Annotated in this window: 18 protein-coding genes; 12 read left to right on the forward strand and 6 right to left on the reverse strand. The window is 70.3% G+C overall.

Features of this window, described 5'->3' with window-relative positions; all coding sequences use genetic code 11:
* Positions 1-54: 54 nt before the first annotated feature.
* Complete coding sequence (locus BLT28_RS27075) at positions 55-573, reverse strand: SigE family RNA polymerase sigma factor (RefSeq protein ID WP_030430003.1); 519 nt, start codon at positions 571-573, stop codon at positions 55-57.
* A 173-nt stretch (positions 574-746) separates the two neighbouring features.
* On the opposite strand from BLT28_RS27075, the gene BLT28_RS27080 reads away from it, so the two are divergent.
* Positions 747-1,733 carry a threonine aldolase family protein gene (locus BLT28_RS27080; protein ID WP_052407396.1) on the forward strand — a complete coding sequence of 329 codons (987 nt, stop codon included), beginning with the start codon at positions 747-749 and terminating at the stop codon, positions 1,731-1,733.
* A gap of 14 nt (positions 1,734-1,747) precedes the next feature.
* Positions 1,748-2,290 carry an HAD family hydrolase gene (locus tag BLT28_RS27085; protein ID WP_052407395.1) on the forward strand — a complete coding sequence of 181 codons (543 nt, stop codon included), beginning with the start codon at positions 1,748-1,750 and terminating at the stop codon, positions 2,288-2,290.
* Here BLT28_RS27085 and BLT28_RS41030 read toward each other — a convergent pair.
* Both BLT28_RS41030 and BLT28_RS27090 read right to left on the reverse strand, forming a co-directional pair.
* Positions 2,287-2,445: a hypothetical protein gene (locus tag BLT28_RS41030; RefSeq protein WP_030430000.1), complete on the reverse strand. Its 159-nt coding sequence runs from the start codon at positions 2,443-2,445 to the stop codon at positions 2,287-2,289. The two genes, BLT28_RS27085 and BLT28_RS41030, sit on opposite strands and share 4 nt — an antisense overlap.
* A gap of 58 nt (positions 2,446-2,503) precedes the next feature.
* Complete coding sequence (locus BLT28_RS27090; RefSeq protein ID WP_030429999.1) at positions 2,504-3,661, reverse strand: pyridoxal phosphate-dependent aminotransferase; 1,158 nt, start codon at positions 3,659-3,661, stop codon at positions 2,504-2,506.
* 225 nt (positions 3,662-3,886) lie between these two features.
* Between BLT28_RS27090 and BLT28_RS27095 the strand changes: the two genes are divergently transcribed.
* Positions 3,887-4,666, forward strand: a complete 780-nt coding sequence (locus BLT28_RS27095; RefSeq protein ID WP_030429998.1) for an SdrD B-like domain-containing protein — start codon at positions 3,887-3,889, stop codon at positions 4,664-4,666.
* A gap of 82 nt (positions 4,667-4,748) precedes the next feature.
* On the opposite strand, the gene BLT28_RS27100 is transcribed toward BLT28_RS27095, so the two are convergent.
* The gene (locus BLT28_RS27100; RefSeq protein ID WP_030429997.1) at positions 4,749-7,004 is read right to left on the reverse strand and encodes a (Fe-S)-binding protein; all 2,256 of its coding nucleotides are present in this window, start codon (positions 7,002-7,004) and stop codon (positions 4,749-4,751) included.
* A 271-nt stretch (positions 7,005-7,275) separates the two neighbouring features.
* A complete protein-coding gene (locus BLT28_RS27105) occupies positions 7,276-9,447 on the reverse strand; it encodes a S1 family peptidase (RefSeq protein ID WP_156051004.1) in 2,172 nt (723 codons plus the stop codon).
* 392 nt (positions 9,448-9,839) lie between these two features.
* Here BLT28_RS27105 and dnaK point away from each other — a divergent pair, with 392 nt between their 5' ends.
* The 5 genes from dnaK to BLT28_RS27130 all read left to right on the forward strand — a co-directional run bounded on the left by dnaK (position 9,840) and on the right by BLT28_RS27130 (position 15,282).
* On the forward strand, positions 9,840-11,684 hold the full coding sequence (gene dnaK, locus BLT28_RS27110) for a molecular chaperone DnaK (RefSeq protein WP_030429995.1): 1,845 nt from the start codon (positions 9,840-9,842) through the stop codon (positions 11,682-11,684).
* Complete coding sequence (gene grpE, locus BLT28_RS27115) at positions 11,681-12,349, forward strand: nucleotide exchange factor GrpE (RefSeq protein WP_030429994.1); 669 nt, start codon at positions 11,681-11,683, stop codon at positions 12,347-12,349. The genes dnaK and grpE overlap by 4 nt, the downstream gene beginning before the upstream one ends.
* Before the next feature lie 27 nt (positions 12,350-12,376).
* On the forward strand, positions 12,377-13,558 hold the full coding sequence (gene dnaJ / locus BLT28_RS27120; RefSeq protein WP_030429993.1) for a molecular chaperone DnaJ: 1,182 nt from the start codon (positions 12,377-12,379) through the stop codon (positions 13,556-13,558).
* Positions 13,558-14,031: a heat shock protein transcriptional repressor HspR gene (locus BLT28_RS27125; protein ID WP_030429992.1), complete on the forward strand. Its 474-nt coding sequence runs from the start codon at positions 13,558-13,560 to the stop codon at positions 14,029-14,031. Before dnaJ ends, BLT28_RS27125 begins: the two co-directional genes overlap by 1 nt.
* A gap of 114 nt (positions 14,032-14,145) precedes the next feature.
* On the forward strand, positions 14,146-15,282 hold the full coding sequence (locus tag BLT28_RS27130) for a sialidase family protein (RefSeq protein ID WP_156051002.1): 1,137 nt from the start codon (positions 14,146-14,148) through the stop codon (positions 15,280-15,282).
* Between the two features lie 37 nt (positions 15,283-15,319).
* Here the strand turns inward: BLT28_RS27130 and BLT28_RS27135 are convergent, their stop codons facing one another.
* Positions 15,320-16,423 (reverse strand): FAD-binding oxidoreductase, encoded by a 1,104-nt coding sequence (locus tag BLT28_RS27135; protein WP_030429990.1) that lies wholly within the window; start codon positions 16,421-16,423, stop codon positions 15,320-15,322.
* Between the two features lie 541 nt (positions 16,424-16,964).
* Between BLT28_RS27135 and BLT28_RS27140 the strand changes: the two genes are divergently transcribed.
* The 4 genes from BLT28_RS27140 (at position 16,965) to BLT28_RS27155 (ending at position 20,430) form a co-directional block, all read left to right on the forward strand.
* Positions 16,965-17,675 carry a pyridoxamine 5'-phosphate oxidase family protein gene (locus BLT28_RS27140; protein ID WP_322788480.1) on the forward strand — a complete coding sequence of 237 codons (711 nt, stop codon included), beginning with the start codon at positions 16,965-16,967 and terminating at the stop codon, positions 17,673-17,675.
* An 82-nt stretch (positions 17,676-17,757) separates the two neighbouring features.
* Entirely contained in the window at positions 17,758-18,213 is a 456-nt protein-coding gene (locus BLT28_RS27145) for a MarR family winged helix-turn-helix transcriptional regulator (RefSeq protein WP_231950447.1), read from the forward strand.
* A gap of 73 nt (positions 18,214-18,286) precedes the next feature.
* A complete protein-coding gene (locus BLT28_RS27150; RefSeq protein ID WP_030429987.1) occupies positions 18,287-18,757 on the forward strand; it encodes a MarR family winged helix-turn-helix transcriptional regulator in 471 nt (156 codons plus the stop codon).
* Positions 18,754-20,430, forward strand: a complete 1,677-nt coding sequence (locus BLT28_RS27155) for an MDR family MFS transporter (protein WP_052407388.1) — start codon at positions 18,754-18,756, stop codon at positions 20,428-20,430. Before BLT28_RS27150 ends, BLT28_RS27155 begins: the two co-directional genes overlap by 4 nt.
* The last annotated feature ends 48 nt before the right edge of the window (positions 20,431-20,478 follow it).

Consider the following 20,478-nt stretch of genomic DNA (forward strand, 5'->3'; position numbering starts at 1 on the left):
AAATCCACCTCCTCGACCGGCGAAGGTCGCCGCACCCCGGTTCGGTACCGGTGTTCACGACGCCGAACGCAGGTCGTCCAGCGCGTCTCCCAGCGAGGCGCGCAGGGCCTCCAACCCGCGCGCCGTCTGGCTCTTCACAGTTCCCTCGGTGCACTTCAACGCCGCCGCCGTGGCCGCGACGTCCAAGCCCTCGAGAAACCTCAGCACGAGCACCGCACGCTGCCTCGGCGGTACCTTCGCCAGACCCGCGAGCAGCGTCTCCCGCGTCGCGACCGACTCCCCGACCTCGGTGTCGGTGACCGGCGTGTCGGGGAACTCCTCCACGGTCCGCTCACGTCGCCACGGCCTGCGGGACTCGTCGATCGAGGCCCGGACCAGCGTGCGCCGCACGTAGGCGTCCAGGGCCCCCTTGTCCCTGACCTTCCGCCACCGTCGGTGCAGCGCGACGAACGCCGTCTGGGCCAGATCGTCCGCACGGTGCCAGTCGCCGCAGAGCAGGTACGCCGTCCGTCTCACAGCATCGCGCCGCGCGACGAAGTACTCCGCGAACTCCTGTTCTTCGCGCTGGTCCACGCGGGACTCTCCGCTCGTCGTGTCTTGCACTGGTGGGACGGACGCAGCCGCTCCAAGGGTTGCATCGTGCCGCACTCGGTTTCCTCCTGGCCACCGGCCCGTGCGGATGATCTGATCGGGTCGTGATCCCCGTCGACCTGCGCTCGGACACCGTCACCCGCCCCGACGAGCGGATGCGCTCCGCCATGGCCACCGCCGAGGTCGGCGACGACGTGCTCGACGTCGACCCGACCATGCGGCGCCTGGAGGAGCGCGCGGCCGACCTGCTCGGCATGCCCGCCGCGCTGTGGGTGCCCACCGGCTGCATGGGCAACACCATCGCTCTGATGGCGCACGTCGGCCGCGGTGACTCCTTCCTCGCCCTGCGGGACGCGCACGTGATCAACAACGAGCTGGGCACCCCCGCGTGGCTGGCCGGGGGCATGCCGCAGGCGCTGCCCGAGCTGACGCCGGAGGCCGTGCGCGCGACCACCCTCAACACGGGCCCGTACTACTCGATGCGCACGTCGCTGCTGTGCCTGGAGAACACCTACAACGCCGGAGGCGGCACGGTGCTGCCGACCGCGGAGCACGCGCGGCTGGTCGGCGTCGCCAAGGAGCTGCGGCTCACCGTCCACCTCGACGGCGCCCGGGTGTGGAACGCCGCGGTCGCCCTCGGGGTCTCCCCTGCCGAGCTGACCGCGGGCGTCGACACCGTGCAGTCCTGCCTGAGCAAGGGCCTCGGCGCGCCGATGGGCTCGGTCGTCGCGGGCACCGAGGAGTTCGTCGCGGAGGCGCGGCGCATCAGGAAGATGCTCGGCGGCGGGGTGCGCCAGGGCGGTGTGGTCGCGGCGGCGGGCCTGGTCGCGCTGGAGCGGATCGAGGACCTGGCCGCTGACCACGACACCGCCAGGGCGCTCGCGGACGGGCTCGTCGAGCTGGGGTGGCGCGTGCGGACCCCCGAGACCAACATCGTGCTGGCCGAGGCGCCCGGCATGACCGTGCCCGCCGCGCTGGAGCGGCTGACCGCGCTGAACGTGCTCGCCGGGCCGATGGCCGGGCTGGTCCGCTTCGTCACCCACCGGGACGTGGGCAAGGCGGAGATCGACGAGGTGCTGACCCGGATAAGGGGGACAGAGTGGGGCGAAGCTGGGTCGTCTTCGACTACGGCGAGGTCCTGAGCAGGCGCTCGGCCATGCTGCCGAAGCACGCCGAGGTCTACGGGGTGCCGCCGGAGGAGTTCGAACCCGCGTACTGGAAGGTGCGCGACGCCTACGACCGGGGCCAGCCCGACCTGGACTACTGGCGCGCGGTCGGCGCGGAGCTGGGCGTCGAGGTGGACGAGAAGACCTCGGCCGCACTGACCGAGGCCGACATCTCCGGCTGGCTCGAACTCGACCCGGGCTCGTTGGTGCTGCTGGACGAGCTGGCCGAGGCGGGGGTGCCGCTGGCGCTGCTGTCCAACGCGCCCGCCTCCTTCGCCGCCGCCGTGCGGGAACAGACGTGGGCGCGACGGTTCCGGCACCTCGTGTTCTCCGGGGAGCTGGGCGTCGCCAAACCGGACGCGGAGATCTGGGCGGCGCTGCTCGACCAGCTCGGCGCGTCCGCCGCCGACTGCCTGTTCCTGGACGACCGGCAGGTCAACATCGACGGCGCACTGCGGGCGGGGCTGGACGCGGAGCTGTGGGCGGGTGCGACGGCGATCCGCCCACGGCTGCGCGAACTGGGGCTGCTCTAGTACTTCGGCGTCTTCTTCTTGACGGCGCCGTAGGCCGCGGTCGCCAGGAACGCGATGACGCCGATCACCGCCAGCCAGAACAGGCCCTTGAAGATGAAGCCGATGATGGTCAGCGCCAACCAGATGATCAGCAGCGTTCCGATGATGGCGAGCATGATGTCCTCCCCTGGGCGTCTTGCTGACTGAACGGTCGCACGGGAGGTGAAGTTCCCGTCAGCCCAGCCAGCTCCCGATCCGGTGCACCGCCTCGTGCACGTCCTCCAGCGAGCCCGCGAAGGACATCCGGATGAAGCGGTTGCCGTCCACCGGATCGAAGTCCACTCCGGGGACGACCGCCACTCCGGTGTCGGCGAGCAGCCGCTCGCAGAAGGACATCGAGTCCTGCGTCAGGTGCGAGACGTCGGCGTAGGCGTAGAACGCGCCGTCCGCGGGCGCGACGCGGTCGATGCCGAGCTTCGCCAGTCCCGTGAGGAGTTCGTCGCGGTTGCGGCGGTAGCGGGCGACGTGCCCGTCGGCCTCGGCGTAGCCCTCCTCCGTGAAGGCCGCGACACCCGCGTACTGCGCGAGCGCGGGCGGGCAGAGGGTGAAGTTCCCGGTGAGGCAGTCCACCGCGCGCAGCAGCGGCCTGGGCAGCACCATCCAGCCGAGGCGCCAGCCGGTCATCGAGAAGTACTTGCTGAACGAGTTGACGATGATCGCGTCGCGGGAGGTCTGCCACGCGCAGCCGAGCGGGCGCTCGTAGCTGATGCCGTGGTAGATCTCGTCGCTGATCAGGCGCACCCCGTTGGCCTGGCACCACTCGGTGATCGCGGCCAGCTCGGCCGGGTCGAGCACGGTGCCGGTGGGGTTGGCCGGGCTCGCGACGATCAGCCCGCGCACCGGCTCGTCCAGCGCCTCCAACATCTCCACGGTCGGCTGGAAGCGCGTGCTCGCGTCGCACGGCAGGTCGACGACCTCGCAGCCGAGCGCGGATAGGATGTTGCGGTAGGCCGGGTACCCGGGGCGGGCCAGCGCGACCCGGTCCCCCGCCTCGAACGCGGCGAGGAAGGCGAGCAGGAACGCCCCCGACGAACCGGTCGTGATCACCACGTCCTCCGGCGCCACGTCCAGGTCGTAGCGGCGGCCGTAGTGGCCTGCGATGGCCGCGCGCAGCTCGGGGATGCCGAGCTGTTCGGTGTAGCCGAGCGTCTGCCGCTCCAGCGCCTCCGCCGCGGCCGCCCGCACCGGCTCGGGCGCGGGGGTCGCGGGCTGTCCCGCGGCGAGGGAGATGACGTCGCCGAACTCCCGCTGCCGCCGGGCCGCCGCGGAGAGGACCTCCATCACGTGGAACGGCGGGACGATGGCGCGCTGGGCGGCGGTGTCGAAGGACATGGGGCCAGCGTGCCACGCGGTGGCCGCTACTCCATAGGAGTGGCGCCACAGTCCACATAAGACACTCGGACTGAGCTGTTCCGGTGAAGCCCCGGCCCACCCGTTTTAGATCTTCAGAGTGAAAGTAAGATCCCGGGCAACCCGCGTACCGGACGGGGCGTCTCCCTAGCGCCGACGCTCGCAGCACCGGCACCGAGCACCACTTTCCGCGAGGGGAACCACGTCATGGCCAGGGGCATCAGCCGGTCCGCTTCCACCGTCCTCGGCGCCGGGATCTCGGCGGCCGTCCTGATGAGCTTCGTCCCGTCCGCGGGCGCGATCTCCGGCACCCTCGGCGCGATCGACGGCACGGTCTTCTTCGACCGCAACGGCAACGGCCTGATCGACCGCAGCACCTCCGGCGGCGAGGCCGGTGCCGACAAGGCCGAGGTCCGCCTCTACAACGCCAACGGCGACGTGGTGGCCGACGCGGTGGCCGACGCCAACGGGAAGTTCCGCTTCACCGACCTGCGCCCCGGCACCTACAAGCTCGACGGCAGCCAGTCCGGTTTCGTCTCCACCACCGACGCCGAGCGCAAGGTCGAGGTGCGCAGCAGCCAGACGGAGTTCGTCCGCTTCGGCATCCGCGGCGGCAGCATCTCCGGCCTCGCGTGGGTGGACGAGAACGGCGACGGCATCCGCCAGGACACCGAGAAGGCGTACACCGCCTCGCGCGGATTCACCCTGACCGGTGCCACCGACCACTACGGCAAGTTCGCGCAGCGCACCGCCAAGGTGGACGAGAAGGGCGAGTACTCCTTCGAGGACCTGCCCTCCGGCCGCTACACCGTGCAGACCACCGGTCCGGACGGCACCGCGGCGACCAAGTCCGAGGCAGGCCCGGACGCCACCACCGACTCCGACTTCACCGGCAAGTCCGGCACGGTCAAGTCCGAGAAGATCCAGCTCGCCCCCGGCGCGGGCATGATCAGCCTGGACGCCGGTTTCACCCGCACCACGAACTGATCCTCGACGTCGAAGGGCGGCGGCTCCCCGAACCCGGGGAGCCGCCGCCCTTCTTTTCGCCAGGGGTGGACCCGCTGCCGGGTCAGGCCTTGTCCTGCTCCGCCAGCGGGGTGCCGGTCGGCTCCTCGTCCGTCGGGATGTCCTGCTCGGCGGGCTGACCGCGGCGGACGGACTCCAGCAGCATCTGGGCGACGTCGACGACCTGGATGCTCTCGTCGGCCTTGCCCTCGTTCTGCCGCTGGGTGAGGCCGTCGGTGAGCATCACGCGGCAGAACGGGCAGCCCGTCGCCACCTTGGTGGGCGCGGTGCCCAGCGCCTCGTCGACGCGGTCGACGTTGATGCGCTTGCCGATCCGCTCCTCCATCCACATCCGCGCGCCACCCGCGCCGCAGCACATGGAGCGGTCGGCGTGGCGGGGCATCTCGCGCAGCGTGGCACCGGTGGAACCGATGAGGTCGCGCGGCGGCGAGTAGACCTTGTTGTGGCGCCCCAGGTAGCAGGGGTCGTGGTAGGTGACGTCCTCGGCGACCGGGGCGACCGGCACGAGGCGGCGCTCGCGGACGAGCTTGTTCAGCAGCTGCGTGTGGTGCACGACCTCGAACTGCCCGCCGAGCTGCGGGTACTCGTTGGCCAGGGTGTTGAAGCAGTGGGCACAGGTCACGACGACCTTGCGCTGCTTGGCCTCACGGCCCTCGAAGACCGAGTTCAGCACCTCGACGTTCTGCTGCGCGAGCATCTGGAACAGGAACTCGTTGCCCGCGCGGCGGGCCGGGTCACCGGTGCAGGTCTCCTCCGAGCCGAGCACCACGTACTTGACGTCGGCCATGTGCAGCAGCTCGGCGACGGCCTGGGTGGTCTTCTTGGCGCGGTCCTCGAAGGCGCCCGCGCAGCCGACCCAGAACAGGTACTCCGTCTCGGGAGCCAGTTCGCCGTCGAAGACCGGCACCTCGAAGTCCAGCGCCTCGGTCCAGGCCAGCCGGTCCTTGGCGTTCTGGCCCCACGGGTTGCCCTTGTTCTCCAGGTTCTTGAACATCCCGCCGAGCTCGCTGGGGAAGTTCGACTCGATGAGCACCTGGTAGCGGCGCATGTCGACGATGTGGTCGACGTGCTCGATGTCCACCGGGCACTGCTCGACGCAGGCGCCGCAGCTGGTGCAGGACCACAGCACCTCGGGGTCGATGACACCCAGCTCGTCCGGGCCGCCGATCAGCGGACGCTCGGACTCGGCCAGGGCGAGCACGTCGATCTTGGCGAGGCGGGCCTCGGCGTCGTCGCCGGTGATGCCGACCTCGTCGCCGCCCATGTCCTTGCGGCCGCCGGCGAGCAGGTACGGGGCCTTGGCGTAGGCGTGCTCGCGGAGGCTGGTGATCACCAGCTTCGGCGACAGGGGCTTGCCGGTGTTCCACGCGGGGCACTGGGACTGGCACCGGCCGCACTCCGTGCAGGTGGTGAAGTCCAGCCAGCCCTTCCAGCCGAAGTCCTCGATCTTGCCGGCGCCGAAGACGTCCTTCTCCGGGTCGGCCTCCTCGAAGTCCAGCGGCTTGCCGCCGCTCATCATCGGCTTGAGCGCGCCGAGCGCGACGCCGCCGTCGGCCTCGCGCTTGAAGTAGATGTTGAAGAACGCGCTGAACCGGTGCCAGGCCACACCCATGGTCATGTTGCGCGCGATCACGATCGCCCAGGTGGCCGAGATGAGCACCTTCAGCGCGGCCACGATCGACACGGCGACCAGGCTCGCGGGCAGCAGCGCGCCGAGGCCGTGCGAGATCGGCGCCGCCCACACCGGGTACGGCAGCAGGCCGTTGGCGGACTTGAAGGCGCGGATGCCGAAGATGCACAGGCCGACGCCGAGGATGACCGCCTCGACGAAGTACGCCTGGCGGAAGTTGGAGCCGGCGAAGCGGGACTGGCGGTCGGCCCGGCGCGGGTGGTTGCGCTGCCGGATGACGATCAGCACCAGGATGCCGAGGACGGTCGTCAGGCCGATCAGCTCGACGAACATGCCCCAGACGGTCCAGTGCCCGATGATCGGCAGCTCGAACGCCGGGTCGAAGACCTCGCCGTGCGCCTCGACCAGCGTCAGCACCAGCGAACCGAAGCCCACCATCACGAACCAGTGCGCGGCGCCGACCGTGCCCCACTTGAGCATCCTCGTGTGCCCGAGGATCTCCTTGAGCATGTTCTTCAGCCGCGGGCCCACCGGCCCGTTGCGGGTCGGATCGGGTTGCCCCAGCCGGATCGTGCGCACCATGCGGATGACGGTCTGCGTCAGCATCGTGACCCAGACCAGCGTCGCGGCGACGCAGATCAGGCCCAACACGATGTGCAAGGCGCCCATGCCCACGGCCTTCCTGTCCGGTTTCTACCGTGCCGGGAGACTACGCCATATTACTCATCAGTAACCACTGGGAAGTGGCGGTCGTCGCACCGGCGGCGGAGATCAGCTCGCATCCTCGCAAACGCGGCGGCGCACCACCCACTGAGCGCGCCCTAAGTAGTTGGACGCCCTACTACTCGGCTCCCGCCGCGAAACGGCCCCGGACAGCGAAACGCCGGTGAGTGGCGCCCTGTGCCACTCACCGGCGTTCGATCATCGACCGATCAGGCGGTCAGGCCTTGCGACGGCGGAACTTCACCATCAGCGCGCCACCCGCGACGAGGGCGACGAGGCCACCGACGATCAGCTGCCACACGAAGTCGACACCCGTGTCGGCCAGGCCGCCACCGCCGTTGCCACCGCCCGGCTTGTTGTTGCCCGGCTGCGGCTGGGCCGCGCCCTTCACGGTGTAGCGGACGCTGGTGACGTCGGAGTCCACCTTCTCCACGGTCTGCCGCGCGCCGATCACGCGCTCGCCCACCGCGAGGTCCGTGGTCAGCGGCAGCGACCACTTGCCGTCGGCGGCCACGGTGGCCTCGCCGACCTTCTTGTCGTCGACGGTCACCGTGACCAGGGCCTTGGCGATACCGGTACCGGTGACGACGGGCTTGGCGTTGTCACTGGTGGTGCCGGTCTTCGGCTCGGTGATCTGCGGAGCGGCCGGGACGACGGTGAACTTCGAGCTGGTCTCCTTGGAGGAGGTGCCCTTCAGGGTCTGCTTCACCTTGACCTCGTGCGTGCCCAGGCCCAGCTCGGTGCCGACCTTCAGCGTCCACTCGGCCTTGTCGGTGCCGGTGACCTCGCCCAGGTCCTTGCCGTCGAGCTGGACGCTGACCTTGGCGCCCGGCTTGGCGAAACCGCTCAGGGTCGGCTTGGTGTCGGTGATCCTGGCGTCGGCGGCCGGGGTCTTGACGGTGGCCGGGCGCAGGTTCGGCTCGTCCGGGTCGAGGTGCGCGGCGATGCCGTCGCCGTTGGCGTCCTTGGTCTGCGTCGGGTTGGCCGAGAGCTCCTCGACGTCCTTCACGCCGTCGCCGTCCGCGTCACCGGTGGTGGTGAGCACGGTCAGCTTGTTGTTGTTGAACTCCGGCAGCGTGAGGATGTCGGTCGCCAGGCTCTCGCCGAGGTTCTGGTAGGTCAGGTTGCCGTTGTTGTCCGGCACCTTGACGCACTTGCCGTCCTCGAAGTAGGCACCGGTGCTCCAGCCGAGCGCGGCACCGCCCGCGACGATCGCGCCACCGCTGTCGCCACCGGCGACGCAGGCACCGTGGAACTCGAAGCCGAGCTGGGCCCTGCCCTTCTCGGTGCCGTCGCCGATGTACCACAGCGAACGCTCGTTGACGACCTTGCCGCAGGTCCAGCCGGTGGTGCGGCCCGACTTGCAGACGTTCATGCCGACGATCGCCTGGCTGACCGAGTCGACCTTGACGTTGCCGCCGTTGGCGCCCCAGGTGTAGACCTCGGGCACCGCGCGCACGGCCGGGTTGGTGACCCGGATGGTGGCGTAGTCGTTGCCCTTGCGCTCGTCGATCTGGCCGTTGCCGGTGTCGGCGTTGTCCCACACGGTGGTGGCGAAGGCGCCGATCTTGTCACCGAGGTCGGACTGGTTGCCCTGCTTGACCTCGACGAAGACCTCCTTGAGCGCCGGCGTGTGCATCAGCGCGCAGTGGCCGGCGGTCAGCGGGGTGAGCTTGCCGTTCTGGTCGACGGCGTTGAAGCCGATCGAGCACAGGCCGTAGCTCGGGTTGGCCCCACCGCTGGAGCCGACGTAGCCGCTGCCGTTGAGCAGGTTGGCCGGGGCCTTCGGCTGCAGCTTGCCGTACTTCACGTCCTGGGAGACCTGCGGCTTCGGCATCTTGGCCTGGACGCGGCGGCCGTCCTCGGAGTCGGCGAGCACGATGTTGAGCTTGCCGCCCTTGACGTCGATGCTCGCGGAGAAGACCAGCTTGCGCTCGGCTTCCGGCAGCGACTTGACCCAGGTCGACAGCGCGTTGAGCGCGTCCTTCAGCTTGGCCTCGGTGGTCGGGCGCACCTGCGCCTCGGCACCGGCGGCGCGGGCCTTCTTCGCGGCGGCCTCGGAGGTCACGGCGACGATGGCCTTCTTGGTGGCCGGGTCGAACCAGACGCCACCGAACTCACGGCCGAGCTCCTTGCGCAGCGCGGTGCCGGTGGCCGCCGCCTTCTGCGCCGCCTTGGCGTCGTTGACGTAGGTCGCGGCGTCGGTCTTCAGGTCGCGCTGGATGGCTTCCTTCAGACCGGGCGGGAGCTGGCGGACGGTCGCCTCGGTCGTGGCCCCCTCCGGCTCGGCGGCCGGGGCCACGCCGGCGCTGAACGCGACCGACAGGGCGACCAGACCGGTCACCGCCGCAGCGGCTACCAAGCCCCTGCGGAGTCTTCCCTCGGACAATTGATCTCCCCAGTTCGTTACCTCTTACGGGTGACGGCGGGACCATAGGCATACGAGGAGCGACTTCGTATCCACTTCGTGAAAGAAGGCGCGAACTTCGTTATCTGGATTTCACCTGGTGAGCCCCGCACTACTCCATTCGGCGGCATACCGCCGTCGTCATTCGGACGGGTGAGCATGATCAACAGACTGTGACCGCCGTCGCTTTCCCCCCGGGAACCCGGCGAGCCCCCTGGCCGTTGATCGGGTCAGAAAGCTTGAGCGCGGATCGCTCAACTTCGGTTTGACGCCGGAGCGGGGGAGAATCCAGACTTGAGCCAGGCGCACTCAAGGCTCTTCGCCGGGCCGAGGGCGCGCGGCCCACCGATTCCCGATTCACGGAGGAAACTGCAATGGCGCGAGCGGTCGGAATCGACCTCGGGACGACCAACTCCGTCGTCGCCGTCCTCGAAGGCGGCGAGGCCACGGTCGTCGCCAACTCGGAGGGCTCGCGGACGACGCCCTCCATCGTGGCCTTCGCCAAGAACGGCGAGGTCCTCACCGGTCAGCCCGCCAAGAACCAGGCGGTGACCAACGTCGACCGGACCATCCGGTCCGTCAAGCGCCACATGGGCACCGACTGGAAGGTCGAGGTCGACGGCAAGAAGTACACCCCGCAGGAGATCAGCGCCCGGGTGCTGATGAAGCTCAAGCGCGACGCGGAGGCCTACCTCGGCGAGGAGATCACCGACGCGGTGATCACCGTCCCCGCCTACTTCGAGGACGCCCAGCGCCAGGCCACCAAGGAGGCCGGGCAGATCGCGGGCCTCAACGTCCTGCGCATCGTCAACGAGCCCACCTCGGCCGCGCTGGCCTACGGCCTGGACAAGGGCGAGAAGGAACAGACCATCCTGGTCTTCGACCTCGGCGGCGGCACCTTCGACGTCTCGCTGCTGGAGCTGGGCGACGGCGTCGTCGAGGTCCGCGCCACCAGCGGTGACAACCACCTCGGTGGTGACGACTGGGACCAGCGGATCGTCGACTGGCTCGCCGAGAAGTTCAAGACCAGCAGCGGCATCGACCTGACCAAGGACAAGATGGCGATGCAGCGGATCCGCGAGGCCGCGGAGAAGGCGAAGATCGAGCTCTCCAGCTCCTCCACCGCCAGCATCAACCTGCCCTACATCACCGTCGACGCGGACAAGAACCCGCTGTTCCTGGACGAGACGCTGACCCGCGCGGAGTTCCAGCGGATCACCTCGGACCTGCTCGACCGCTGCCGCGCGCCGTTCAACAACGTGATCAAGGACGCGGGCATCTCGGTCGGCAACATCGACCACGTGGTCCTGGTCGGCGGCTCCACCCGGATGCCCGCCGTCGCCGAGCTGGTCAAGGAGCTGACCGGCGGCCGTGAGCCGAACAAGGGCGTGAACCCGGACGAGGTCGTCGCCATCGGCGCCGCGCTGCAGGCCGGTGTCCTCAAGGGCGAGGTCAAGGACGTCCTGCTGCTCGACGTCACCCCGCTGAGCCTGGGCATCGAGACCAAGGGCGGCGTGATGACCAAGCTGATCGAGCGGAACACCACGATCCCGACCAAGCGCTCGGAGATCTTCTCCACCGCCGACGACAACCAGACCACGGTGGGCATCCAGGTCTACCAGGGCGAGCGCGAGATCGCGGCCTACAACAAGAAGCTGGGCACCTTCGACCTGGTCGGCCTGCCGCCCGCCCCGCGCGGCGTCCCGCAGATCGAGGTCACCTTCGACATCGACGCCAACGGCATCGTGCACGTCCAGGCCAAGGACCTCGCCACCGGCAAGGAACAGGGCATGACCATCACCGGCGGCTCGGCCCTGAGCAAGGACGAGATCGACCGGATGATGAAGGACGCCGAGGCGCACGCGGACGAGGACAAGAAGCGCCGCGAGGAGGCCGAGGTCCGCAACCAGGCGGAGACCCTGGTCTACCAGACCGAGAAGTTCCTCAAGGACAACGAGGAGAAGGTCCCCGCCGAGGCCAAGGAGAAGGTCAGCGCGGCCATCTCCGGCGCCCAGGAGGCGCTGAAGGGCACCGACATCGCGGCCATCAAGGACGCGGTGGAGAAGCTCAACGCCGAGTCCCAGGCGCTCGGCCAGGCGATGTACGCCCAGGCCGCTCCGCAGGGCGGGGCCGAGGGCGCGCAGGCGGGCAACGCCGACGCCAAGGCCGATGACGTGGTGGACGCCGAGATCGTCGACGACGAGAAGGACAAGAAGTGACCCAGGAGCACCAGGAGGGCGAGCCCCGCGTGGTGGTCCGCGACCGGCGCCGCGTCGACCCGGAGACCGGCGAGGTCCGCCCGCCGGCTCCGGCCGGTGAGGAGCCCGGTTCCGGTCCGGTGGCCCAGGAGGGCGGCGGCAGGCACGCCGCCGCGGAGCCGGACGAGGCCGGGCAGCGGGCGGCCGAGGAGACCGCCGCGCTGCAGGCCCAGCTGGCCGAGCGGACCGCGGACCTGCAGCGGCTGAGCGCGGAGTACGCCAACTACCGCAAGCGGGTCGAGCGCGACCGGGAGGCGGTGATCTCCGGCGCCAAGGCGCAGGTGGTCACCGAGCTGCTCGGCGTGCTCGACGACCTGGAACGGGCCGAGGCGCACGGCGACCTCACCGGCGCGTTCAAGGCGGTCGCCGACAAGCTCGGCGCGGCGCTGACCAAGGCGGGGCTGGAGCCCTTCGGCACCGAGAACGAGCCGTTCGACCCGTCGGTGCACGAGGCGGTGCAGCACAGCACCTCGCCGGAGGTCTCCGGTCCGACGGTGACGCTGGTGATGCGCCGCGGCTACCGCTTCGGCGACCGGGTGGTGCGCCCGGCGCTGGTCGGGGTGACCGACCACGAGCCAGCGGCCGAGCCCGTCGAGCCGGACTCCGGCGACCGTGGCGAAGGCTGATCGACGACCGAGGGGAGGGAACGCCCGATGAGTGCGCGGGACTGGATCGAGAAGGACTTCTACGGCGAGTTGGGCGTTTCCTCTTCGGCTTCGGCCGACGAGATCAAGAAGTCGTACCGGAAGCTGGCACGGGAGCTGCACCCCGACGCCAACCCCGGTGACACGGCCGCCGAGGCGAAGTTCAAGGCGGTCTCCGAGGCGTACGCGGTGCTCTCCGACCCGGAGAAGCGCAGGCAGTACGACGAGGCCCGCAGCCTCTTCGGCGGCGGGCGCGGCGGCTTCGACGGTTTCAGCGGCGGCAACACCGGCTTCGACTTCGGCAACATCTTCGGTGGTGGCGCAGCGGGCCAGGGCGCGGGCGGGGGCGGTTTCAGCGACCTCTTCGGCGGCCTGTTCGGCAGGCGCGGCGGCGCGTCCGGGACGGCGAACCGGGCCCGGCGCGGTTCGGACGTCGAGGCCGAGGTGCGGATCGACTTCGTGGACGCGGTCAAGGGCGCGACGGTGATGCTGCGCCTGTCCAGCCCGACCACGTGCGGCACCTGCGGCGGGGACGGGGCCGCCCCCGGCACCTCGCCGAGGATCTGCCCGAACTGCTCGGGATCGGGCCTGGTCACCCGCAACCAGGGCGCGTTCGCCTTCAGCGAGCCGTGCCGGGAGTGCCGGGGCAACGGCAAGATCATCGACACGCCGTGCGGGGAGTGCGGCGGCGACGGGATCAGCACGCGCACCCGCGCGCTGAACATCCGCATCCCGGCCGGGGTCGAGGACGGCCAGCAGATCCGGCTCGCCGGACAGGGCGAGCCCGGCCGCAACGGGGCCGCCGCCGGCGACCTCTACGTGCGGGTGCACGTCAGCCCGCACGAGGTGTTCGGCCGATCGGGCAACGATCTGACGCTGAGCGTGCCGGTGACCTTCCCCGAGCTGGCCCTGGGGACCACACTGACCGTTCCGACGCTGGACTCCTCGGTGACCGTCCGGGTGCCCCCTGGTACCGCGAGCGGCCGGGTGCTGCGGGTCCGGGGCCGGGGCGTGGTCCGCAAGGACGGCCAGGCCGGTGATCTGCTGATCACCCTGCAGGTGCACGTGCCGTCCACTGTGGACGCCAAGGCCCGCGCGGCGCTGGAGGCCTACGCCGAGGCGACGGCGGGCGCCGACCCGAGGGCCGGCCTGAACGCGTTGCTGCAGAAGAAGGACCCAGGGGAGGCGTGATGAACCCCGACCCCAGCTGGCAGGGCATCCCGGCGGCGCCCGGTACCGATGAGGACACCCCGGTGTTCGTCATCTCGGTGGCGGCCCAGCTCGCCGGGCTGCACGCGCAGACGCTGCGCACCTACGACCGGCTGGGGTTGGTCTCCCCCGGTCGCTCGCCCGGCGGCGGGCGCCGGTACTCCGCCCGGGACATCACGCTGCTGCGCCAGGTGCAGCGGCTCTCCCAGGAGGAGGGCATCAGCCTCTCCGCGATCAAGCGCATCATCGACCTGGAACAGCACGTGGACGCGTTGAGCGCCAAGGTCTCCGAGCTCACCGAGCGCCTGGCCGACGCGCACGAGCAGCTGGCCGCGGCGCACGCCGCCGCCGAGAGCGCCGCCGCGGCGGTGCACGCCTCCTACCGCCACGACCTCGTGCCGGTGAAACCGCAGTCCACCGCGCTGGTGATCTGGCGCCCCCGCCCGCGCCGCTGACGACGCGGGCCGACTGGGCCGAATGGGGCAAATGGCCCAGGGCGATGCGGCATTCGGCCCAACGGAATGGGAAAGTGTGCCTCCCCGACACGATCTCCTTCCCCGAGGAGCCCCATGCATCGCCGTGCAGGCCAGGTGTTCCTGGCCGTACTCGTGCTGCTGGTGAGCGCCGTTCCCGCGCTCGCGGAGCCCAGCCCCGTGCGGTCGCTCGACCAGACCCACGCGACCTATCCGAGGGCGATCCGCCTGCAGCACTCCGGGCCGTTCAACGGCCGCGTCATCGCCACCGTCACCACCTACACCAACGGCGCCGGGATCGGTTCGATCTACGAGAGCCGGGACGACGGGAAGAGCTTCCGCAAGATCGGCTCGATCAAGGATCCCCTCGCCGCGCGCGGGTTGTGCTGCACCCACCTCTACGAGCTGCCGCGACGGGTCGGCAAGCTGGCCAAGGGCACGCTGCTGTGGGCGGGCAGCGTCGGCCAGGACGGCGGGAACATGTCGCTGCGGGTCTGGCAGAGCCGCGACCGCGGCCGCACCTGGTCGCAGCTGACCTCCTGCTACGACTCCCCCAACGGCCAAGGGCTGTGGGAGCCGGAGCTGTTCGTGGACGCGAAGGGGCGCCTGGTCTGCCAGTTCGCCGACGAGACGGAGAAGCCGCGGTTCGACCAGCTCGTCGCGCAACGGGTCTCGGTCGACGGCGTCACCTGGGGGCAGAAGACGCACGTGGTGACGAGCGGGAACCGTTGGCACCGCCCGGGAATGCCGAACGTGCGGCGGCTGCACAACGGCGTCTACTACATGACCTACGAGATCTGCGCGCAGTTCGGCAAGTACTTCTGCGCGGTCTACTACCGGACCTCGACCGACGGCGTGAGCTGGGGCGATCCGTTCAACTTCGGCACTCTGGTGGAGAGCACGCACGGGCGGTACTTCACGCACACGCCCACGATCGCGCTGACACAGCAGGGCAGGCTGCTGCTGATCGGGCAGATCCTGCAGAACCCGGACGGCTCGGTCGCCCCCGGCAACGGGCGGACGCTGTTCGTCAACGACAACAACGGGATCGGCCGGTGGACGGAGGGCGTCGCGCCCGTCTCGGTGCCGGGCGCGCGGGACAACTACTGCCCGAACTACAGCCCGACGCTGGTGCCCTCCCTGGACGGCAAGCAGGTGCTGGAGATCTCCACCGACTACGTCGGGGACCAGAGCTGCCGAGCGTTCTACGCCACCGGGCCGCTGCCCGCCTGACCGGTGCCGGGCGGACCCGCGGGGGTCCGCCCGGCACTCAGTCGAGGGTGAACGGGTCGTACTTGATCCGGTCCAGGGGTGTGCCCGCGACGAGCATCCTGGACACGGTGGCGCGGATCATCGCGGGTGAACCGCAGACCAGCACGTCGCGGTCGTTCCACGAGCCGTAGCGGGTGACCACGTCGGCGAGCGAGCCGTGCTCGACGCCGCGCGCACCGGGGTCGGCCTCCAGGGTCGGCACCACCGTCAGCCACGGGTTGGCCATGGCCAGCCGCTGCAGGTTCTCCAGGTCGTAGAGGTCGGCGCGGGTGCGCCCGCCGACGAACAGGTTGACCCTCGGGTTCTCGCCCCACTGGGCCATGTCGTCGACCATGGCGCGCATCGGCGCGACCCCGGTGCCGCCCGCGACCATCAGCACGTCACGGCCGTTGGTGCGGTCCACGCCCATCCGGCCCATCGGCGGGCCGATCCGCCAGGTGTCGCCGATCTGGGCGTGCCCGACGATCGCGCGGCTGACCCAGCCGCCCTCGACCGAGCGGATGTGGAACTCCATCATCCCGTCCTCGCGCGGGCCGTTGGCGGGCGAGAGGTAGCGCCACAGGCGGGGGCGCTGCGGGGTCTCCACGCTGACGTACTGGCCGGCGCGGTAGGGGATCGGGTACTCCGTCTGCACGCGCACGATCGCGAGGTCCCAGCTCAACCGCTGGTGGCCGACCACCTGGCCGTTCCACCACGCCGGGCTCTCGTCGGCGTTGGCCGCCTCCTGCATGGTGCGGGCCATGATCGTGTAGGCCTCGGCCCACGCGCGTTCGACGTCCGTGGTCCACGCGTCGCCCGCGTACTTGCGCACGGAGGACAGCAGGGCGGTACCCACGGCCTCGTAGTGGCTGGCCACCACGCCGAACTTGCGGTGGTCGCGGCCGAGCTGCCGCAGGAAGGGGACAAGGTCATCGGGGCGGTCCACCATCTGCACGACGTGGACCAGCGCACGCAGCAGTCGGCTGCGTTGCACCTCCATGTTCGCCGGGAACAGCTCGCGAGTGGCCGGTGCGAGGCTGAACAGCATCCCGTAGAAGAACCTGGCGACATCCTCGGCCACCGGCTCCACCACCGCGAAGCTCTCCCGGATCATCCGCACCATGGCGGAGACCTGGGCAGGGGGCTGGCGGTTAGGTTGCGAGGGTGGCACTGGCATAAGCACGGCGTTCGCGGTCATGGTCCGGGCGCGTCTTCTCCATGTTGTTCGGCGTACCGCGTTGGCACACCATTGGTCGACGAGCGTCCCCCGACAGGGTGGACACTAACCCGTCGTCCAGCCCAGTGGCCCCTTGATGCCACCTTCGAGTGCAATTTGCTTACTGCGTGTGTACATACTTCCGGCCAACGGGCGAACCTCCCACCTGCATGTGCGTGGACCTACCTGATCGTGACACCGTGACACCGTGAGCCCCGACTCCCCCGTCCCGACCGGTACCGCCGGTCCTGACCTACTGCTACTGGAGCTGGCCGAGTCCCCGTCACGTCCCCCGACCGTGCGGGCGACCCGTCCAGTTGATCACGAGCGGCAGCGGAGCGGTGGGATGTCCTCCGCCATTCCGCCTCCCCATTCTCCCGCGCGCACCGCTGTTCCAGAAAGCCCTTCCGGCGCACCCGTTCGCCCGGCGGCCGATCAGGTGACCCGAGTGCTCCCCCGGCCGATCCCGGCGGAGGCGCCGACCAGGCTGATCACGCTCCCACCGGAGGACCCGCACGCCGATCCCGGTGACCGGCTGCCGGGGTCGCGGGGTGAGCACCTGCTGCAGAACGTGTACGGCACTCACAAGCGGGCCGAGCGCTTCTACAACGACCAGGTGCTCGACCACCTCAACGAGCGGATGATCGAGTTCATCGCCCGGATGGAGATGCTGTTCGTCTCCACCGCCGACAACAAGGGCGAGTGCGACGCCTCGCTGCGCGCCGGGCCGCCCGGTTTCGTGCGGGCGCTGGACTCCGGCCACCTCGCGTACCCGGAGTACCGGGGCAACGGCGTGATGGCCAGCCTCGGCAACATCAGCGAGAACCCGCACGTGGGCATCCTGATGATCGACTTCGCCGAGGACGTGATCGGCCTGCACGTCAACGGGCACGCCAGGATCGTCGAGGACGCGGACCTGCGCCGGGAGCACCCGGAGCTGCCGACCGACTTCGAGAAGGGCCGGACCCCGGAGCGCTGGGTGGTGGTCGAGGTCGAGGAGGCCTACATCCACTGCCGCAAGCACATCCCCCGGCTGGTCCCGGTCGGCCGGGACCGCCCCTGGGGCACCGACGACGCCAAGCGCAAGGGCGGCGACTACTTCGGCGCCAAGGACATGCCGAAGCCCTGGCAGACCACCCAGGTCGGCCCGCACGACTGATCGCGGGTGGTCCACCGGGATCGAACGCGGTCGTGCCCTACGGTCTCCCCTCAGACCTGAACGGATGGGAGACCGGGGACCCGTGGCCGACGAGGACACTGCGCACGTGCACCGGCGGGCGGCCGGGGACGCGGTGGAGCGCGAGCTGTCGGTGCTGTTCCGGCGCGCTCGCAGCCTGTCGCTGTCCCTGGCCGCACGGCTGCACCCGGACCTGGACGCGGCCGCGTACGGGCTGCTGGTGTTCATCGCCGACGGCGAGCCGGTCCGCGCGGCCGAGCTGGCCGGGCGCTTCGGGCTGGACAAGTCGACGGTGAGCAGGCAGCTGGCCCAGCTGGAGTCGCTGGAGCTGATCGAGCGCGTCGCCGATCCCACCGACGGCAGGGCCAGACTGGTCCAGCTCACCGAGAACGGCAGGCAGCGGCTGGTCGCCGTGCGGACCGAACGCAGGCAGCGGTTCTGGCAGAGCCTGTCCGACTGGGAGACCGACGACATCCGCGCGCTCGCGGACCTGCTCGGCAAGCTCAACGAGGACCTCTAACCCCTCCCCAAAAGGTTGCTGAGCGCAACTAACTCCCTTATAGTTGTATTGCGCAACCATGAGGGAGGCTGCCATGGCGCCCAGCACCCAGACCTGCGTCGAGCTGATCCAGCACGTCCGCGAGCTCGTCCAGCTCCGGCACGCGGTGGCGCACCGCCAGGTCGAGCCGGGAGAACCCAGCTTCGCGCTGATCAGCCTGCTCTCCGAGCTCGAACGCCGCGGCGAGTGCGCGGGCGGGGCGCTGGCCCAAGAACGCGCCGTCGACCCCTCGGTGGTCAGCAGGCAGATCGCCCAGCTGGAGCGCGCCGGGCTGGTCAGCCGCCGCCCCGCCCCCGGAGACGGACGCGTGCACCTGATCAGCGCGACCGCGCGGGGCAAGGCGGTGCTCGACGGGTGGCGGCGACGGCAGACGGAATGGCTTCGCCGGGCGCTCGGCTCCTGGCCGGATGACGATGTGCACCGGGTCAGCTCGCTGATCGAGGCCATGGCACGCGCCGTGCGCGACGCACTGGAACCGACAACTCCGACCGGAGCCGCCCGATGACCGAGACCGCGCCCATGTCGCACCGCGAGATCCTGCGGGCGATGACCGGGCTGTTGCTCGCGCTGCTGGTGGCGATCCTCAGCTCGACGATCGTGGCCAACGCGCTGCCGACGATCCTCGCCGACCTGAAGGGCACGCAGAGCCAGTACACCTGGGTCGTCACCGCCACCCTGCTCGCGTCGACCGCGACCACCCCGATCTGGGGCAAGCTCGCCGACCTGTTCAGCAAGAAGCTGCTCTACCAGGTGGCCATCGGCCTGTTCACCCTCGGCTCGGTGCTCTGCGGCCTGGCCCGGTCGATGCCGGAGCTGATCGCCTACCGCGCCGTGCAGGGCCTCGGCCTGGGTGGTGTGCAGGCGCTGGCGCAGGTGGTCATCGCGGCGATGGTCAGCCCGCGCGAGCGCGGTCGCTACAGCGGCTACACCGGGTCGGTGCTCGCCGTGGCGACGGTGGCGGGACCGCTGGCCGGCGGGTTCATCGTGGACACCGACTGGCTCGGCTGGCGCTGGTGCTTCTTCGTCGTGGTGCCGCTGGCGCTGCTCGCGATGTACGTGATCGGCCGGACCCTGCACCTGCCCGTGCTGCGGCGCGAGGTCAGCATCGACTGGGCGGGGGCCACGCTGGTCACCGGCGGCGTGAGCCTGCTGCTCATCTGGATCTCGTTGGTGGGCAAGAACTTCCCGTGGCTGTCCTGGCAGACGGCGGCGTTCGTGGCCGGCTCGCTGGTGACGCTCGCGGCCGCGCTCGTGGTGGAGGGCCGCGTGCGCGAGCCGGTCATCCCGCTGCGGCTGTTCCGCAACCGCACGCTCGTGCTCGGCGTGCTGGCGAGCATCGCGGTCGGCACCGGGATGTTCGGCGCCTCGGTCTTCCTCGGCCAGTACTTCCAGCTGGCGCGCGGGTTCTCCCCGACGGTCTCCGGCCTGCTCACGCTGCCGCTGATCTTCGGGTTGCTCACCTCGTCGACGCTGTCCGGGCAGTTGATCACGCGTACCGGGCGGTGGAAGGGCTTCCTGGTCTCCGGCGCGGTGCTGATGGTGCTCGGGCTGGCGCTGATGGCGGGCGTCGACCACAGCACCTCGCTGTGGCTGCTCGGCTGCTACCAGCTGCTGCTCGGCCTCGGGCTCGGGCTGAGCACCCAGAACCTCGTGCTGGCCGTGCAGAACGCGACCGACATCCGGGACCTGGGCTCGGCCAGTTCGACCGTGACGTTCTTCCGCTCGCTCGGCGGCACCGCCGGGGTGTCGGTGCTCGGCGCGGTGCTGGCCGCACAGGTCTCCGAGCTGGTCACGGAGAAGCTGCACGGGGCGACCGGCGGCGGCTCGCTGGACCTCGCGCACCTGCCGGAGCCGGCGCGAACGGTGGTCCGGGACGCCTACGGCGACGCCACCGGCCTGCTGTTCCTGATCGCCGCGGTGATCTCACTGGTCACCCTCGTCTCCGTGCTGTTGATCAAGGAAGTCCCGCTGCGCGGTTCGTCCACAGCCACTGAGGACAAGCCTGTGGACAACGAACTGGGGATTGGGGATAACTCGGGTCGGCCTGTGGGTACTGGTGTGAAACATGTGAGTGAAGTGGCGCTTCTTGGGGGCAGGAACCGCCAACGTGTGGAGCAGCGGCGCCGATCTGTGGATTCGGCTGTGGACGAGCACGAACCATCCACAGGCCGGAGATGACCGCGCAGCGAGGGTGACCGACACCACCCGCGACGTCCCGCCTCAGCT

The sequence above is a fragment of the Allokutzneria albata genome (assembly GCF_900103775.1).
GTDB classification, from domain to species: Bacteria; Actinomycetota; Actinomycetes; order Mycobacteriales; family Pseudonocardiaceae; genus Allokutzneria; species Allokutzneria albata.

Bases quoted from the DNA above. Each gene is read 5' to 3' on its own strand.
- BLT28_RS27080 (WP_052407396.1), top strand. From the start codon at position 747: ATGCGCTCCGCCATGGCCACCGCCGAGGTCGGCGACGACGTGCTCGAC.
- BLT28_RS27085 (WP_052407395.1), top strand. From the start codon at position 1,748: ATGCTGCCGAAGCACGCCGAGGTCTACGGGGTGCCGCCGGAGGAGTTC.
- BLT28_RS41030 (WP_030430000.1), bottom strand. From the start codon at position 2,445: ATGCTCGCCATCATCGGAACGCTGCTGATCATCTGGTTGGCGCTGACC.
- BLT28_RS27090 (WP_030429999.1), bottom strand. From the start codon at position 3,661: ATGTCCTTCGACACCGCCGCCCAGCGCGCCATCGTCCCGCCGTTCCAC.
- BLT28_RS27095 (WP_030429998.1), top strand. From the start codon at position 3,887: ATGGCCAGGGGCATCAGCCGGTCCGCTTCCACCGTCCTCGGCGCCGGG.
- BLT28_RS27100 (WP_030429997.1), bottom strand. From the start codon at position 7,004: ATGGGCGCCTTGCACATCGTGTTGGGCCTGATCTGCGTCGCCGCGACG.
- dnaK (WP_030429995.1), top strand. From the start codon at position 9,840: ATGGCGCGAGCGGTCGGAATCGACCTCGGGACGACCAACTCCGTCGTC.
- dnaJ (WP_030429993.1), top strand. From the start codon at position 12,377: ATGAGTGCGCGGGACTGGATCGAGAAGGACTTCTACGGCGAGTTGGGC.
- BLT28_RS27125 (WP_030429992.1), top strand. From the start codon at position 13,558: ATGAACCCCGACCCCAGCTGGCAGGGCATCCCGGCGGCGCCCGGTACC.
- BLT28_RS27130 (WP_156051002.1), top strand. From the start codon at position 14,146: ATGCATCGCCGTGCAGGCCAGGTGTTCCTGGCCGTACTCGTGCTGCTG.
- BLT28_RS27135 (WP_030429990.1), bottom strand. From the start codon at position 16,423: ATGGTGCGGATGATCCGGGAGAGCTTCGCGGTGGTGGAGCCGGTGGCC.
- BLT28_RS27150 (WP_030429987.1), top strand. From the start codon at position 18,287: ATGGCGCCCAGCACCCAGACCTGCGTCGAGCTGATCCAGCACGTCCGC.
- BLT28_RS27155 (WP_052407388.1), top strand. From the start codon at position 18,754: ATGACCGAGACCGCGCCCATGTCGCACCGCGAGATCCTGCGGGCGATG.